This window comes from Streptosporangium sp. NPDC051022 (assembly GCF_040683035.1).
Taxonomy (GTDB): domain Bacteria; phylum Actinomycetota; class Actinomycetes; order Streptosporangiales; family Streptosporangiaceae; genus Streptosporangium.
This window is the reverse complement of sequence record NZ_JBFBCF010000039.1, coordinates 81,490-96,258: the sequence shown is the minus strand read 5'-3', so window position 1 is coordinate 96,258 and position 14,769 is coordinate 81,490. Positions and strand designations below refer to the sequence as shown.

Here is a 14,769-nt window from a genome sequence, read left to right as displayed (position 1 = left end):
CCGCTGGGCCGAGCAGTACCGCCGCCGGCTGTACGGCAGGCGCCGGCTGGCCCTGACCACCTGCCTGCAGGCCGAACTGCGCCTGGGCCGCCACGCCCAGGTCCTGCCCGAGCTGGAGGACCTCGCCCACGCCGACCCCGTTGACGAGGCCATCGCCGCCCTGCTGATGAGCGCCTACTACCGGGCCGGTCGTCAGGCCGAGGCCATGCACACCTTCGCCCGCACCCGCGCCCGGCTGCGCGAGGATCTGGGCGCCGACCCGGGCAAGGACCTCACCCGGCTGTACGAGCGCATCCTCACCCACGACCCCGACCTGGACATCCCCTACGCCCGACGCACCGGAGCCACCGTGACCACCTCGCCCGCCCCGCGCCAGAACGACGAAACCGCCGTGCCGGACGACCGGCACCCTCTCGACGGGCACGACGACGCGGCACGGGGAAGCGTCCTGGCCTTCCGGTGGCCCGCCCGGGCCTCCCACTCCGCCGATCCCGTCCAGGACGACTCCGACGGCGGCCGGGACCCGGAAGAGGACGACCACCGTCCCGCGCCCCCGCCCGCCGCGGCCGTTCCCGGTCACCAGGCCCACGCGCCCGCGCCGCATATCGGCACCCAGTGGAACATCAACGGTGCCAACGCCACGATCAACAACATCAGCGGCGACATGCACGTCTACGACAGCGATCGTTAGACGGCACGGCACCGGACCTCGTGTGATCGTCCGCGACGCGCGCTCCGCGGGCGCCCGCGCGCCGTGGCGAGCCTGAACGGGCGGGACGGGCACGGCATGACGCGGGCCGTACGGGGACCCGCGGAGCACTTCGACTCCGCGTTTCGCGTCTCATCGGAAAGACTTCGAGCCTCATCGGAAAGGTAGTGGCGTGACAGCCGATCCACACCGCCAGGCCCAGCGACCCGCTGCCGTCGAGCAGCCGGACGCCCCCGCCATCCCGACGGTGGGCACCCAGTACAACATCGGTGACCACGCCCGGGTGTACGCCCCGGGCGGGGACCTGTACATCACCCACACCTCCGCGATGGCCAGGGCCACCCGCACCCTGCCGCGGGACACCGCCGCCTTCACCGGCCGCGAGGAGGAACTGCGGATCCTGACCCGGGCGATGGAAGGGGCGGGAGCCGGCCGGGTGGTGGTGATCCACACGATCAACGGGCTGGCAGGAGTGGGCAAGACCGCGCTGGCCGTCCACGCGGGGCACCTGCTCGCCGAGCACTTCCCCGACGGCCAGCTGTTCGTGGACCTGCACGCCCACAGCCTCGACAGCGCCCCCGTCGCCCCCGCCGACGCGCTGGACGCGCTGCTGAGAGCCGACGGGCTGGACGCCGCCTCGATCCCGGAGGGGGTGGCACAGCGGGCCGCCCTGTGGCGGGACCGGCTGGCCGGCAAGCAGGTGCTGCTGGTTCTGGACAACGCCGCCGGCGAACTGCAGGTCGAACCCCTGCTCCCGGGCGCGCCGGGCTGCCTGGTGCTGGTCACCAGCCGTTCCCGCCTGGCGGTGAGCGGCGCCGTACCGCTCACCGTGGAGAGCATGTCGCCCGAGGAGGGCGCGGCGTTGTTCGCCCGCAGCGCCGGCCGCCCGGTGGCCGAGAAGGACGCGGCGGCGGTGGCGGAGCTGGTCGCCCTGTGCGAGGGGCTGCCGCTGGCGATCGGCATCATGGCCGCCCGCTACACCAACCGCCCCGCCTGGAGCGTGGCCGATCTGGTGCAGCAGATGACCGAATACGATCTGATGGAGGAGTTACAGGAGGGGGACCACAGCGTCGCGGTGGCCTTCGAACTGTCCTACCGCGACCTGCCCCCCGCCCTTCAGCACCTGATGCGGCTGCTGGGGCTGTACCCGGCCCCCGACTTCGACGCCCACAGCGTCGCCGCCCTGGCGGGTCTTCCCCTCGCCCAGACGCGGCGGCACCTGGACGCCCTGTACACCGTCTCGCTGATCCAGGAGACGAGCCGCGGCCGCTACCGCGTGCACGACCTGCTCGCCCGATACGCCCGCACCCTCGCCCAGAACTCCGCCGACACCGCGGGCGAGGCCGCGGACGCCGCCCGGGAACGGCTGCTGAACCACTACCTGCACGCCGCGTACGCCGCCGGCCGCCATTTCTTCCGCCACGTCTCGACCCTGTCACCGCCCACCGACCCCCCACCGGCGCAGGTCCCGCAGGTCACCACCCGCGAACAGGCCCGGGCATGGCTGGAGGCCGAACGCGGCAACCTGCACGCCGTCGTCCAGACGGCCGCCGCCCCCCATCCCGCCAAGGCGGTCGCCCTGACCGCCACCGTCGCCGACTTCATGTTCGTCGACGGTCACTGGCAGCAGGCGCTGACGCTGCACGACATCGCCCTGACCGCCGCCCGTCACATCGGTGACCGGCACGGACAGGCGCTCGCCCGGACCAACCTCGGTGACGTGCTCTGGAACAGCGGGGACTACGGGCAGGCCATCGACCACTACGGCCGGGCCCTGGAGTTGTTCACCGAGCTGGACGACCGGCACGGACAGGCGACGGTCCTCAACGACCTCGGTCATGTGTACTGGAACGAGGGGAGGTACGGGCAGGCCGCCGACCACTACGGCCGGGCCCTGGAACTGTTCACCGAACTGGACAACCCGCGCGGCCAGGCCATCGCCCTCAACAGCCTGTCCCTCGTGTACTGGGGCTGGGGGGAGTTCGGGCGGGCCGTCGACCACCAGACCCGGGCCCTGGAGCTGTTCACCGAGCTGGGCGACCGGCGCGGCCAGAGCATCTCCCTCATCAACCTTGGCCATGTGCACTGGGGCAGGGGGGAGTTCGGGCGGGCCGTCGACCACCAGACCCGGGCCCTGGAGCTGCACATCGAGCTGGGCGACCGGCATGCCCAGGCCCTTTGCCTCAACAACCTCGGCCTCGCGCATCGGGGCAGAGGGGAATACGAGCAGGCGACCGGCTATCACCTCCGCGCCCTGGAGTTGTTCACCGAGCTGGGCGATCGACTCGGTCAGGCGTACGCCCTCAACGATCTCGGCGAGATACATCGGGTTGGGAAGGATCTCGGGCGGGCCGCCGACCACCACACCCGCGCCCTGGAGATGCTCACCGAGCTGGGCGACCGGCGCGGCCAGGCACAGGTCTTCACCTGCCTCGGTCACATGCATCGGGTCAGGGAGGAGTTCGGGCCGGCCGCCGACCACCACGCGCGCGCCCTGGAGGTGTTCACCGAGCTGGGCGACCGGCGCGGCCAGGCCGAGGCGCTCAACGATCTCGGCGGCCTGTCGGCCCTCACCTCCGCCGACGAGCAGGCCTACACCCGGTACCGGCAGGCCCTGGACATCGCCCGTGACATCGACGTCCCGCTGCAGGAGGCGCGGGCGCTGGAGGGCATCGGGCACTGTCACCTGCGCCAGGCGCCGCCCGGCGACGGCGTCGCCCCTCTGAGGCAGGCCCTGGACATCTACCGTCGCCTGGATGCCGTAGAGGCCCGGCGGGTCGAGGAGACCCTGAGCCGTCACGGTTCGTGAGAACGGCCGGCGCCCGCCGCGGGCCGGATCCCGGAGCCGGGGAGACGGTCATCCGGGAACCGGTCCCGGCGGGCCGCCCGCCCGGCTGCGGAGCACGTCTGGACACGGCGTGTGAACTCCGGGAAAACTCTGCATGATCGCGGCGGAAGGGACCTTGGCATGGGTGGAATCTGCGACGGGCGAGTGGTGGTCGTGACCGGGGCCGGGCGGGGCATCGGCAGGGAACACGCCCTGGAGTTCGCCAGACAGGGGGCCAGGGTCGTGGTCAACGACCTCGGCACGGGACGCGGAGGAGAGGGACGGACCGGCGCCCCCGCGCTGGGGGTGGTCGAGGAGATCCGTGACCTGGGCGGTCAGGCGGTGGCCAACAGCGACGACGTCGCCGACTGGGGTGGCGCGGCCCGGCTGGTCAAGATGGCGGTGAGCGCCTTCGGGCAGCTGGACGTGCTGGTGAACAACGCGGGGTTCCGCCGTGACCGGATGCTGGTCTCGATGACGGAGCAGGAGTGGGACGAGGTGATCAGGGTCCACCTCAAAGGCCACTTCCTGCCGCTGCGGCACGCCGCGGCCTACTGGCGCGAACGGTCGAAATCCGGTGCACCCGTGGACGCCCGCGTGATCAACACCACCTCGGCGGCCGGACTGTTCGGCGAGGCCGGCCAGGACGACGGCGGCCGGGACGACGGCGGCCGGGACGACGGCGGCCGGGACGACGCCGGGCGGAAGAGCGCCGGCCGGGGCGATATCGGAGGGGAGGGCGGTGCCGGGCGGGAGGGCGTCGGCCGGGGTAACTATGCCGCCGCCAAGGCGGGCGTCGCGGCGCTCACCCAGGTGGCCGCGGCCGAACTCGGTCGCTACGGCGTCACGGTGAACGCGGTCGCCCCCGTCGCACGTACCCGGGCGACCGGTGAGGAGGCACCCGGCAAGGCGGCCGGATCCGCGCGCGGGTTCGACGCCATGAACCCCGCCAACGTGGCGCCGCTGGTGGTCTGGCTCGGTTCGGCGGGCTCGGCACACGTCACGGGACGGGTATTCGAGGTCGAGGGCGGGCTCATCTCGCTCGCCGACGGCTGGCGGCGCGGTCCCCGGATCGACCGGGGAACGCGCTGGAAGGCCGCCGACGTCGCGGACGCGGTCGCTGAGCTGCTCACCGAGACCGCGGAACCGGAGCCCGTCCACGACGTCTACGGCGGGGCACCGGGGGAGACCCGGCGTCTCACGTAAAGCGGGTACGGCTCGCGTTACAGACCGGGCAGGCGGCCGTTGCGGAACAGGTCGACGAACAGCTGGTGGTCGGTCCTGGCCTGCACGCCGTAGGCGTGGGCGAAGTCGACGAGCAGACGGGTGAAGCCGTCGGCGTCGCCGCCGATCACGTTCACGATCGCGTCCTCGGTCGAGAAGTCGACCAGGTCGTGGCTGGACTCGTCGTCGGCGACCGAGTGCATGCGCGCCACGGCCCGGCCGAGGTCGCGGATCACGGAGGCCAGCTCGTCCGGCTCGTTGACGTCGCCCCAGTCGAGGTCGGCGGAGTAGGGGGAGACCTCGGCGACGAGCTGGCCGACGCCGTTCAGCGTGGTGTAGCCGAGCCAGGGGTCGGCGTAGGCCTGCAGGGCCCGCTGCGACTCGGCGGTGCGGTGGCCCTGGTGCTTGAAGTAGCCGCGCACCTTCTCGTCGGTGATGTACCGGGCGACGGCCGGCACCTGGGCCTGCTTCATGTAGAGGATGACGTCGTTCTCCAGGGCCTGGGTGTGGCCCTCGAGCAGCATGTTGTAGGACGGCAGGCCCGCCGACCCGATGCCGACCCCCATGCGGAGCGCGAAGTCCTTGATCGTGTGTTCGACGTCGGAGACCGAGGGAAGCGTGGTGAGGTACTCCTGGAAGGCCGCCTCGACGGCGTGGCGGGTCTCCTCGTCGACCGGGTAGCGGCCATCCATGATGGCGAACCTGCGCTCGAAGTTGTCGATCGTGGTCTCGGCGTCCAGCAGCGCGACCCGGGTGTTCAACCTGGCGACCTGGAGCACCCGGTGCAGCACGCCGGTGGTGGTCTCCAGCGTCAGCGAGCCGATCGCCTCGTCTCCGCCCTCCGCGATGCCGGTCAGCTCGGTGCGGTAGGCGTCGGCGAACTCGGTCACCAGCTCGCTGATCACCTCGTCCGACAGTGCCTTGGCGTAGCCGATGAGCGCGACGCTGGCCACGAACCGCTTGAGGTCCCAGATGTAGGGGCCGACGTAGGCCTCGTCGAAGTCGTTGACGTTGAAGACCAGGATGCCCGAGGCGTTCATGTACGTGCCGAAGTTCTCGGCGTGCAGGTCGCCGTGGATCCACACCCGGCGCGTCTGGTCGTCGAGGAAGGCCTCGTCGGCGAACGCCCCGGTCATGTCCGCGTAGAACAGGCAGGCACTGCCGCGATAGAAGGCGAAAGGGGAAGCGGCCATCTTCCGGAATTTTCGCCGGAAGGCAGCGGGATCACGCCTGATGGAGTCACCGAACTCAGTGATCAGGACATCGAGAATGTGGGCCGAACGCCCATCGGTGGTCATGATGCGCACGTTAGGGCCACAGCCCGAATCTCCGCCAGATGCGGGGCATCACAGATCTGGAACGTACCAATCCTCGGTGTCCGCTTACAAGAGCCGGTCCGTCACGGGACGGCCACGATCGTCCCGGTTGCCCGGTTGCCCGGTTGCCCGGCCGGGCGGTCGGAGGGGCGGGCGGCCGGGCGGTCATCGCTGTGGGGGACGCGGGGCGGGGAGCGTGAGGAGGCCTTACCGGGATGCGCGCCGTGCGTCGGCGCCGGTCGGGTCCGCGTCACCGCTCGCCGTACCGGCGCTGTGGAGAGACGCGATCGTGGTGCGGGTGCGGGTGCGGGTGCGGGTGCGGGTGCGGAGGTGAGGGGCGGAACGGAGCGGGACGGAGCGGGGGGTGGGGGCTTAGGCGGGGGTGGGGTGTTGGGCGGGTGTGCTCTGGGGTGTTGGGGCGGGTGTGATCGGGAGTGGGGGTGACGAGGAAGCGTTGGGCGGGGTCTGGTGTGAGGTGTCGGGGGAGGGGGCGGGGCGGTTCCGGAGGAGTGGATCGGATGCAATTCTGTCCGGGCGGTGGCCCTCCTCTCACGTCCGCTTCCGATGACTCTTGGTTTCTTGTCGCTGACAGAACGTCATGTTCGGCGTTGATTGTCTGATTTCGGGGAGATGTTTGCGATCACTGGGGGGTCTGTGCCATCTTAATTGCACTTTCCCTACTGGTTTAGTGGGTAGGTGGGGCGGTACCACGATGCCGCCGTTGTATCCAATCCTGAAGACCCCCGGAGGTACCGATGAGGCGCAGAGCCCATCGCCCGACTCGCGGCGCCGTGCTGGCCCTGTCGGTCCTGCTGCTCGCGGGATGCGCGGACAACGCGGGTGCCGGGACCGCTTCCCCCGGCCAGGCCGCGACCGCGGCCGCCACGACCCCGCAGGCCCAGGTCCGGCCGCCCGCCTCGATCGAGGAACTGCGGGCCAAGGTTCAGGGCAGGCGGATCTCCATCGCCAGCGCCGCCTTCCCCAACCCGACCCTCACCGGCCTCTACAAGGTCCTCGAACTGCTGGAGAGCGACTTCGGGGTCAAGGCCGAGTTCCGGCTGATGGACTCGACCCCGCTCAACGCCGCACTGATCGGCGGTCAGGTCCAGGTCGGCCACGTCTCGCTCGGCGGCCTGGCGGCGGCCAAGGATGCCGGGGCCGACCTGGTGGCGATCGCGGGCAACGACCAGAAGAACGCCTTCCTGGTGGCGGGCCGCAGTCCGGCGGCCTCCCTCGCCGACCTCAGGGGCAAGCCGTTCGCGGTCTCCCAGAACCTCACCTCGATCGTGGGGCAGACCGCCTCCAGGTGCTTCGCCCAGGCCGGGCTGGACGTCAGCAAGGACGTCCAGCTCCTGCACCTGTCCAACATCGGGCAGATCGTCGAGTCGCTGGAGGCGGGCAAGATCGAGGGCGGCATGTCGGCGACATTCCGGCAGGCCGAGCTGGAGCTGGCCAAGCCGGGGGCCTACACGGTGCTCTGCAAGGGCTGGGAGGCCAACCCCCAGCTCAACGACGTGTGGGCGGTCAGCCGTCCCTGGGCCGAGGCCAACCGCGACCTCGCCCTGGCCCTGGCCGTCGCCGAGATCAAGGCGGACCGGTGGACCCACGACGACAGGGCGGGCTGGCTCGCCCTCGCCCAGGCCAAGATCGAGGGACTGTCCGCCGAGGCGGCGGAGAACAACTACCGGACCCTGGTCACCGAGCTCGACGACTGGCCGGTCAACGGCAGCCTCGACCAGGGGATGTGCGACTACACGCTGGCCACCTCCAAGGAGTTCGGCGTGGTCAAGACCGATTACTCCTGCGCAGACCTGGTCACCTTCGACTACCAGAAGGCCGCCGTCGCCTTCCTCGGTGCCAGGTGACGGCACCGGCCCGCGACCGGGTGGTCAGGATCGCCACCCTCGCCCTCCTGCTGCTGATCTGGCAGCAGGTCGCGCAGCGGCTGCCCGCGGCGATCCTGCCGACCCCGGCCAGGGTCGGCGCCGCAGCCGGCGGCATGCTCGCCGGTGGTGAACTGGCCCGGGCGTGGGGGCAGACCGTCGTCCAGGTGGCCGCGGCCATGGCGGTCGCCTCGGTCGCCGGGGTCGGGCTCGGCCTGCTCCTCGGCTGGTATCGCCCGCTCGACCGGCTGCTGTCCCCGCTGCTCGGCGCGCTCTTCCTCACCCCGAGGATCGCGCTGGTGCCGCTCATCGCCCTGTGGTTCGGACTGCAGGACCTCGCCAAGATCGTGCTGATCCTGGCGTTCGGCCTCTTCGAGGTTCTCTTCACCGTCCGCGACGGGGTGCGAGGCCTCGAACGGTCCTACGTCGAACTGGGCCGGGCCTACCGCGTTCCCCCGGGGCGGATGCTGCGCGGGGTGGTGCTGCCCGCCGCCAGGCCGTACGTGCTGACCGGGCTGCGCCTTGGCCTGCTGCACGCCCTGGTCGGTGTGGTGCTCGCCGGGTTCTTCCTGGAGACCAGCGGGATCGGCGGCCTGATCTACAACCTCGGCGCGGCCCTGCGCACCGCGGAGCTCATCGTGGCGCTGCTGTCGGTCATGGTCGTCGGCCTGCTGATCAACGTCGGGCTGCGGCGCCTGGAGACCCGGCTCACCCCCTGGCAGGTGGCGCGATGAGGCTCGGGCCGTCGCACCTGGCGGGGGTGGCGCTGGTGCTCGCCGGGTGGCAGGCCGCAGGCGCGGTCCGTCCCGACTTCACCTCCTCACCGACCCTGGTCGCCGCCGAGCTTCTACGGCTCGCCCGCGACGGCGACCTGCTCTCCCTGGTCGCCGGGACGGTCGTCACGCTGCTGACCGGCTGGGCGACGGCCGCGCTGCTCGGCGTGTCGGCCGGGGTCCTCATCGGCCGCCACCGCCTGCTGGCCGTGGCCCTGGAGCCGTATCTCGTGGCGCTCTACTCCGTGCCGCTCATCGCCCTGGTGCCGCTGATGATCATCTGGTTCGGCATCGGACAGGGCTTCCTGCTCGCGACCATCGTGCTCGCCACCGCGATCATGCTGGTCTTCCCCGCGGCCACCGGTACCAGGGAGAGCGTTCGGGCCTACGGCGAACTGGCCCGCGCCTACCAGGTCACCGGGCGCCGCTTCCTGTTCAAGGTCGTGCTGCCGGGGGCCCTGCCGTACATCGCGGCGGGACTGCGCATCAGCGTGCAGCGGGCGCTGATGGCGGTCGTCGTCGGGCAGTTCCTCGTCGGCCACCCCGGCCTCGGAACGCTGCTCGGAGACGCCCGCGCCCGGCTGGACGCCGACGAGGTCTTCGCCGTCGCGCTCGTCGCGCTGGCCGTCGGCGCGCTTCTCACCGCCCTGGTCGGCTGGGCCGGCCGCAGACTGTCCGCCTGGCGCCCGGAGGTGACCACGTGACCGCGATCGAGGTCGACGACGTCGGCAAGTCCTACACCGCGAAGGGCAGACGCACCGACGCCCTGTCGGGAGTACGGCTCAGCGTCCCGTCGGGGGGCTTCGTCAGCCTGCTCGGGCCGAGCGGATGCGGCAAGACCACCCTGTTGAAGTGCCTCGACGGGCTGGTCCCCGTCACCGAGGGCGAGATTCGGGTCGGCGGCGTGCCGATCACCGGTCCCGGGCGTGACCGCGCCTTCGTCTTCCAGGACTTCAGGCTCCTGCCCTGGCGGACCGTGCTCGGCAACGTCACCTTCCCGCTGGAGGGCTTCGTCTCCTCGAAGGCCGAGCGGGAGGGGATCGCCCGCCGGTACATCGAGATGGTCGGCCTGGCCGACTTCGAGCGGCACCACCCGCACGAGCTGTCCGGCGGCATGCAGCAGCGGGTCGGCATCGCCAGGGCGCTCGCCGTCGACCCCGACATCCTGCTGATGGACGAGCCGTTCGGCGCGCTCGACGCCCAGACCCGCGAGCTGATGCAGATCGAGCTGCTGCGCATCTGGGAGCTCACCGGCAAGACCGTCGTGTTCGTCACCCACAGCGTCGACGAGGCGCTGTTCCTGTCCCAGCGGGTCGCGGTGTTCTCCGCCCGGCCCGGCCGCGTCGCCGCCGAGTTCGAGGTGCCGTTCGGCCACCCGCGCGACGAGCACGCCGTACGCGGCGACTCCCGTTTCACCGACCTGCGCCACGACATCTGGCGCCTGCTCAAGGGGGACACCCATGCCTTCTCCGAATGACCCGGATGACCTGAATGACTCGAATGACCCGCACGATCCGGGTGACCACCTGCTCATCAGAGGGGTGACCGCGCTCACCGTCGACGAGGACCTCGGCGACCGGGAGAGGACCGACATCGAGGTCCGCGACGGGAGCATCGTCGCGATCGGCCCGGACCTCGCGGCGCCCGGCGCCCAGGTGATCGACGCCACCGGCATGATCGCCGTTCCCGGCTTCGTCGACCCCCACTGGCACCTGTGGGGGACCCTGCTGCGGGGGGTGATCGGCGACGGCCCGAGGGACGGCTGGTTCGCCCGCAAGGGCAGGCTCGCGCCGTACTTCACCGCCGACGACACCTATCTCGGGGTACGGCTGGCGGCGGCCGAGGGCATCGCGGCCGGGATCACCACCGTCCACGACTGGGCTCACAACGTGCTCGGCCCCGAACACGCGGACGCCGACCTGCGCGCGCTGCGCGAACTCGGCCTGCGCGCCCACTACTCCTACGGCGCACCGTCCGCGCACCCCTCGATCTCCGCCGAGGAGATGCGGCGCCTGATGGGCGACCGGGGCAAGGGCTTCGACGAGGCCATGGACTTCGCCGACGTGAAGCGGCTGCGCGACGAGTACGCCGCCGATCCGCTGATCTCCATCGGCGTGAACGTGCGCGGCCCGGCCCGCTCGGCCCGGGAGGTCTACCGCGCCGAGTTCCTGGCCGCCCGCGACCTCGGCCTGCCGCTGGCCATGCACTGCGCGGGCACCCGCGCGGAGGTCGAGCGCATCCACCAGGTCGCCCTGCTCGACGACGACGGGCTGCTCGGCTCCGACCTGCTGCTGGCCCACTGCCTGCACCTGCCGGAGGCCGACCTGGCCAGGGTCGCCGAGTACGGCATCCCGATCACCGTCAGCCCGCTGTCGGAACTGCGGCTGGCCATGGGCCTGTCCCCGCTGCTGCGGCTGCGCGAGGCCGGGGTGCGGGCCAGCCTCTCCCTGGACACCACCGCCATCGCGGCGAGCGCCGACCCGTTCCAGGCGATGCGGGTCGCCCTCGGCCTGGCCAACACCGAGGCGGGCGACGCCGAGGCGATCACCCCGCGCGAGATCCTGCGCGCCGCGACCTTGGAGGGCGCGCACGCCCTGGGACTGGCCGGGGTCACCGGCTCCCTCACCCCCGGAAAGCGCGCCGACATCGTCCTGATCCGCACCGACCGCCTCAACCTGGCTCCCGTCGCCGACCCGGCCGTGGCCGTCGTGCACTCAGCGCAGCCCGCCGACGTCGACACCGTCCTGGTCGACGGGCGCGTGGTCAAGCGCGACGGCAGGCTGACCGGCGTGGACGAGGCCGACCTCGTCGCCCGGGCCGGGGTCGCGCTGCGGGAACTGTGCGGGCGGGCGGGGTTCACGTGGCCGTCGCCGTGATCGGGGCCGTGATCGGGACCGTGATCGGGACCGTGATCGGGACCGTACGGCGGGGGCCGTATCGAAGAAAGGAGGCCGCATGGCCGTCCGGGTGAGGGCGGGCGCGGCGGAGATCGTCGCGCTGCGGGACGGAGAGCACCCGCTGAACCGGGAGTGGCACTTCCCCGACGTGCCCGCGCGGGCGTGGGAGGGACAGGACGAACGGCCGCTCACCTTCGGCGGCTACCTCGTGCTGGCCGACTCGAAGGTCGTCCTCGTCGACACCGGCTGGGGCCCCTACCTCGGCCCGCCAGGGGGGCTCGACGCCCCCGCCGGGCTGCTGACCGAGCTGGCCGAGGCAGGTGTCACCCCCGACGACGTGGACCTGGTGGTCTTCACCCACCTGCACCCCGACCACGTCGGCTGGAACCTCGTGCTGGAGGAGCCGGTGCGTCCCCGCTTCGGCAACGCCAGGTACCTCGTACCGCGCGCCGACTGGGAGCACTACCGCGCCCTGGAGCGGGCGCACCCCAACATCGTCCAGCAGGCGTTGCCGCTGGAGGACCTCGGAGTGCTGGAACTCATCGACGACGGGCACCGGGTCACCCCCTCGTTGCGCGCCGCCGCCCTGCCGGGCCACACGCCCGGTCACACCGGCTACGTGGTCGGCGACCGTGACGCGTTCCTGCTCGGCGACCTCGCCCACCACCCCGTGGTGCTCGACGAGACCGGGTGGGTCCAGCGCTTCGACCTCGACCCGGAACGGGCCGTCGCCACCCGTGAGACCACCCTCGCCCGGGTCGAGGAGGACCGGACCCTCGTCGGGCTCGGCCACTTCCCCCACCCGGGCCTCGGATACGTGATCAGGAAGGAGGGGCGGCGCGAATGGCTGCCCTTGTAGACCCCCGCTGGCTCGCCGAGCGGCTCGACGACCCGAAGACCGTGGTCGTCGAGGTGCAGTACGAGCCCGACATCGACGACTACTCCGCCGGGCACGTTCCCGGCGCTCGGCACGTCTTCTGGAAGGACCTCTGCTGGGACCCCGACGAGCGCGAGTTCGTCACCCCGGAGCAGGCGGCCGGGATCCTCGGCGCGCTGGGCGTCGGCCCGGACACCACGCTCGTGCTCTACAGCGGGCGCGGCCAGTTCGCCGTCTACGGCTACTGGGTGTTCAAGACGCTCAACGGTCACGCCGACGTGCGGGTGCTCAACGGCGGCAGGGGAGCCTGGACCCGCGCCGGGTTCGCGCTGTCGACGCGGGAGCCGGAGGTGACGGCGGTGCCGTACGCGCCGGTGCGCGAGGCCCGTGACGACGGCAGCAGGATCGGCCGTGACGAGCTGCTCGGCCTGGTCGGGGCGCCGGACACCCTGCTGCTCGACGGCCGCTACCCGGAGGAGTACCGCGGCGAGCGCGTCAAGCCCGGAACGGGCTTCGACCACGGGGCCGAACGGCACGGCCGCATCCCCGGCGCCGTCAACCTCTTCTTCCGGGACCTGCTCGACGACAGGTTCGTCATCAGGCCGCCGGAGGAGCTGGAGGCGGTCTTCCGCGCCGCCGGTGCCGCGCCCGACCAGACGCGGCGGGTCGTCGCCTACTGCAGGCTCGGCCACCGGGCCGGCCTGCTCTGGTTCACCATGCACGAACTGCTCGGCTGGGACCACGTCCGCGTCTACGACGGCTCGTGGACCGAGTGGGGCAGCACCGTCGGATCACCGATCGAAAGGGAGGCACGATGAGCACGACCACGGGCGGCACCGCCGCGGACGGCGGCGTGAACGGCGCGGGAGACGGTACCGTGAACGGCGCCGCGGACAGGGCCGGGAGCGGGGCGGCGGCCTGGCCCGCCACCGGGGTCTGGGAGCTCGACCCCCGGCACACCAGCGTGCAGTTCACCGTCCAGCACCTGGTCGTCGCCCGGGTGCGGGGACGCTTCGACCAGGTGACGGGCCGCTTCGAGGTGGCCGAGCCCGCCGAGCGGTCACGGCTTTCGGTCACCGTCGAGGCGGCCGGCGTCAGCAGCGGCGTCGCCCGCCGCGACGACCACCTGCGCTCGCCGGACTTCCTGCACGTCGAGGAGTTCCCCACGATCACCTACACCTCCGAGGCGGTCCGGCTCGGACGGGACGGCGCCTTCACGATCGAGGGCGAGCTCACCGTGCGCGGGATCACCCGTCCGGTCGAGCTGGAGGCGCGCTACCTCGGCACGCACTCGGACGGCGGGGTGTCGTTGCTGGCCTTCAGCGCCACCGGCTCGGTGAACCGCGAGGACTTCGGCGTCACCTTCAACCGCGCGCTGGAGGCGGGAGGTCTCGCCATCGGCGGCCAGATCGACATCGAGGTCCTCGTCGAGGCGCTCCCCGAGGGAACAGCCAGGCATGTGCTGTGATGAGGCTTTCGGTCCTATCTGATAGGGAAAGAGGGGTAAGGCGGGCAGAAGGGGGAGACGACGGTGGGCCACACGCGCGGTTCCGCTGAGGAGGCCGCCTTCGCCGACGTCGTCGGCCGGGCCGCGGGCGGCGCCCGTACCGCCGGGCAGCTCTCCTACGCCGTGATCCGCGAGTGCATCATCACCGGGCTGCTCGCGCCCGGCGAGCACCTGCGGCAGGAGGACCTGGCCGAGCGCATCGGGGTCTCCCGCATCCCGGTGCGCACCGCCCTGATGCAGCTCGAGGCCGAGGGACTGGTCTCCTTCCACCCGCATCGGGGCGCGGTGGTGCGCAGGCTCACCGTCGAGCAGGTCAGGGAGATCTACGAGCTGCGGGAACTGGTCGAGGTGCACGCGCTGCGCAAGTCCATCGCGCGGATGACCTCGGCTCGCGCGGCCCGCCTGCGCGAGCTGGGGGAGGTGCTCGACGGGCCCCACGAGAGGGGCACGCTGCACGAGCAGCGGACGGCCTTCTACCGGGAGCTCTACGACGCGGCGGACAACCCCTTCGCCATCGGGATCATCGAGGACCTGCGCAACGTCGTCAACCGCTACCTGGTCGGGCGGCACGTCGCCCACGGCCTGCGTTACCACCGCGAGCTGGCCCGGCTGGCGGCGCGCGGTGACGGCGACGGCGCCGAGGAGGTGCTCCGCGGCTATCTGGCGGAGTACTGCTGCAGGGTCGTCGAGACCCTGGCGGACGAGGGCGAGCCCGCTTGATCTCTCATGCCCACCCCACCCCGAGGAGGAGCCGAC

Annotated in this window: 13 protein-coding genes; 12 read left to right on the top strand and 1 reads right to left on the bottom strand. The window is 71.9% G+C overall.

The genetic code is table 11. The annotated features are described in order from the left end of the window. The 3 genes from AB0N02_RS40765 to AB0N02_RS40755 form a co-directional block, all read left to right on the top strand. The coding region (locus AB0N02_RS40765) for a BTAD domain-containing putative transcriptional regulator (RefSeq protein ID WP_363958628.1) at positions 1 to 691 on the top strand (691 nt) is incomplete at its 5' end. 190 nt (positions 692 to 881) lie between these two features. Then, entirely contained in the window at positions 882 to 3,518 is a 2,637-nt protein-coding gene (locus tag AB0N02_RS40760; protein ID WP_363958625.1) for a tetratricopeptide repeat protein, read from the top strand. A gap of 159 nt (positions 3,519 to 3,677) precedes the next feature. After that, positions 3,678 to 4,742: an SDR family NAD(P)-dependent oxidoreductase gene (locus AB0N02_RS40755; RefSeq protein WP_363958622.1), complete on the top strand. Its 1,065-nt coding sequence runs from the start codon at positions 3,678 to 3,680 to the stop codon at positions 4,740 to 4,742. Between the two features lie 17 nt (positions 4,743 to 4,759). Here the strand turns inward: AB0N02_RS40755 and AB0N02_RS40750 are convergent, their stop codons facing one another. Next, positions 4,760 to 6,058, bottom strand: coding sequence for a DUF2252 domain-containing protein (locus AB0N02_RS40750; protein WP_363958619.1), 1,299 nt, complete (start codon positions 6,056 to 6,058; stop codon positions 4,760 to 4,762). 773 nt (positions 6,059 to 6,831) lie between these two features. On the opposite strand from AB0N02_RS40750, the gene AB0N02_RS40745 reads away from it, so the two are divergent. The 9 genes from AB0N02_RS40745 (at position 6,832) to AB0N02_RS40705 (ending at position 14,733) form a co-directional block, all read left to right on the top strand. Next, complete coding sequence (locus AB0N02_RS40745; protein ID WP_363958616.1) at positions 6,832 to 7,941, top strand: PhnD/SsuA/transferrin family substrate-binding protein; 1,110 nt, start codon at positions 6,832 to 6,834, stop codon at positions 7,939 to 7,941. Beyond that, entirely contained in the window at positions 7,938 to 8,693 is a 756-nt protein-coding gene (locus AB0N02_RS40740) for an ABC transporter permease subunit (protein ID WP_363958613.1), read from the top strand. The genes AB0N02_RS40745 and AB0N02_RS40740 overlap by 4 nt, the downstream gene beginning before the upstream one ends. After that, entirely contained in the window at positions 8,690 to 9,436 is a 747-nt protein-coding gene (locus AB0N02_RS40735) for an ABC transporter permease (RefSeq protein WP_363958610.1), read from the top strand. The genes AB0N02_RS40740 and AB0N02_RS40735 overlap by 4 nt, the downstream gene beginning before the upstream one ends. Next, the gene (locus AB0N02_RS40730; protein WP_363958607.1) at positions 9,433 to 10,209 is read left to right on the top strand and encodes an ABC transporter ATP-binding protein; all 777 of its coding nucleotides are present in this window, start codon (positions 9,433 to 9,435) and stop codon (positions 10,207 to 10,209) included. Before AB0N02_RS40735 ends, AB0N02_RS40730 begins: the two co-directional genes overlap by 4 nt. After that, complete coding sequence (locus tag AB0N02_RS40725; RefSeq protein ID WP_363958605.1) at positions 10,193 to 11,608, top strand: amidohydrolase family protein; 1,416 nt, start codon at positions 10,193 to 10,195, stop codon at positions 11,606 to 11,608. Before AB0N02_RS40730 ends, AB0N02_RS40725 begins: the two co-directional genes overlap by 17 nt. Before the next feature lie 79 nt (positions 11,609 to 11,687). Then, positions 11,688 to 12,488 (top strand): MBL fold metallo-hydrolase, encoded by an 801-nt coding sequence (locus tag AB0N02_RS40720; protein WP_363958601.1) that lies wholly within the window; start codon positions 11,688 to 11,690, stop codon positions 12,486 to 12,488. After that, on the top strand, positions 12,473 to 13,324 hold the full coding sequence (locus AB0N02_RS40715; RefSeq protein WP_363958598.1) for a sulfurtransferase: 852 nt from the start codon (positions 12,473 to 12,475) through the stop codon (positions 13,322 to 13,324). Before AB0N02_RS40720 ends, AB0N02_RS40715 begins: the two co-directional genes overlap by 16 nt. Then, a complete protein-coding gene (locus tag AB0N02_RS40710; RefSeq protein ID WP_363958595.1) occupies positions 13,321 to 13,974 on the top strand; it encodes a YceI family protein in 654 nt (217 codons plus the stop codon). The genes AB0N02_RS40715 and AB0N02_RS40710 overlap by 4 nt, the downstream gene beginning before the upstream one ends. A gap of 63 nt (positions 13,975 to 14,037) precedes the next feature. After that, a complete protein-coding gene (locus AB0N02_RS40705) occupies positions 14,038 to 14,733 on the top strand; it encodes a GntR family transcriptional regulator (protein WP_363958592.1) in 696 nt (231 codons plus the stop codon). Positions 14,734 to 14,769 lie beyond the last annotated feature (36 nt).

Excerpts from the sequence above, each read along its gene's own strand:
- AB0N02_RS40755 (WP_363958622.1), top strand. The coding sequence starts at position 3,678 with ATGGGTGGAATCTGCGACGGGCGAGTGGTGGTCGTGACCGGGGCCGGG.
- AB0N02_RS40750 (WP_363958619.1), bottom strand. The coding sequence starts at position 6,058 with ATGACCACCGATGGGCGTTCGGCCCACATTCTCGATGTCCTGATCACT.
- AB0N02_RS40745 (WP_363958616.1), top strand. The coding sequence starts at position 6,832 with ATGAGGCGCAGAGCCCATCGCCCGACTCGCGGCGCCGTGCTGGCCCTG.
- AB0N02_RS40735 (WP_363958610.1), top strand. The coding sequence starts at position 8,690 with ATGAGGCTCGGGCCGTCGCACCTGGCGGGGGTGGCGCTGGTGCTCGCC.
- AB0N02_RS40725 (WP_363958605.1), top strand. The coding sequence starts at position 10,193 with ATGCCTTCTCCGAATGACCCGGATGACCTGAATGACTCGAATGACCCG.
- AB0N02_RS40720 (WP_363958601.1), top strand. The coding sequence starts at position 11,688 with ATGGCCGTCCGGGTGAGGGCGGGCGCGGCGGAGATCGTCGCGCTGCGG.
- AB0N02_RS40715 (WP_363958598.1), top strand. The coding sequence starts at position 12,473 with ATGGCTGCCCTTGTAGACCCCCGCTGGCTCGCCGAGCGGCTCGACGAC.
- AB0N02_RS40710 (WP_363958595.1), top strand. The coding sequence starts at position 13,321 with ATGAGCACGACCACGGGCGGCACCGCCGCGGACGGCGGCGTGAACGGC.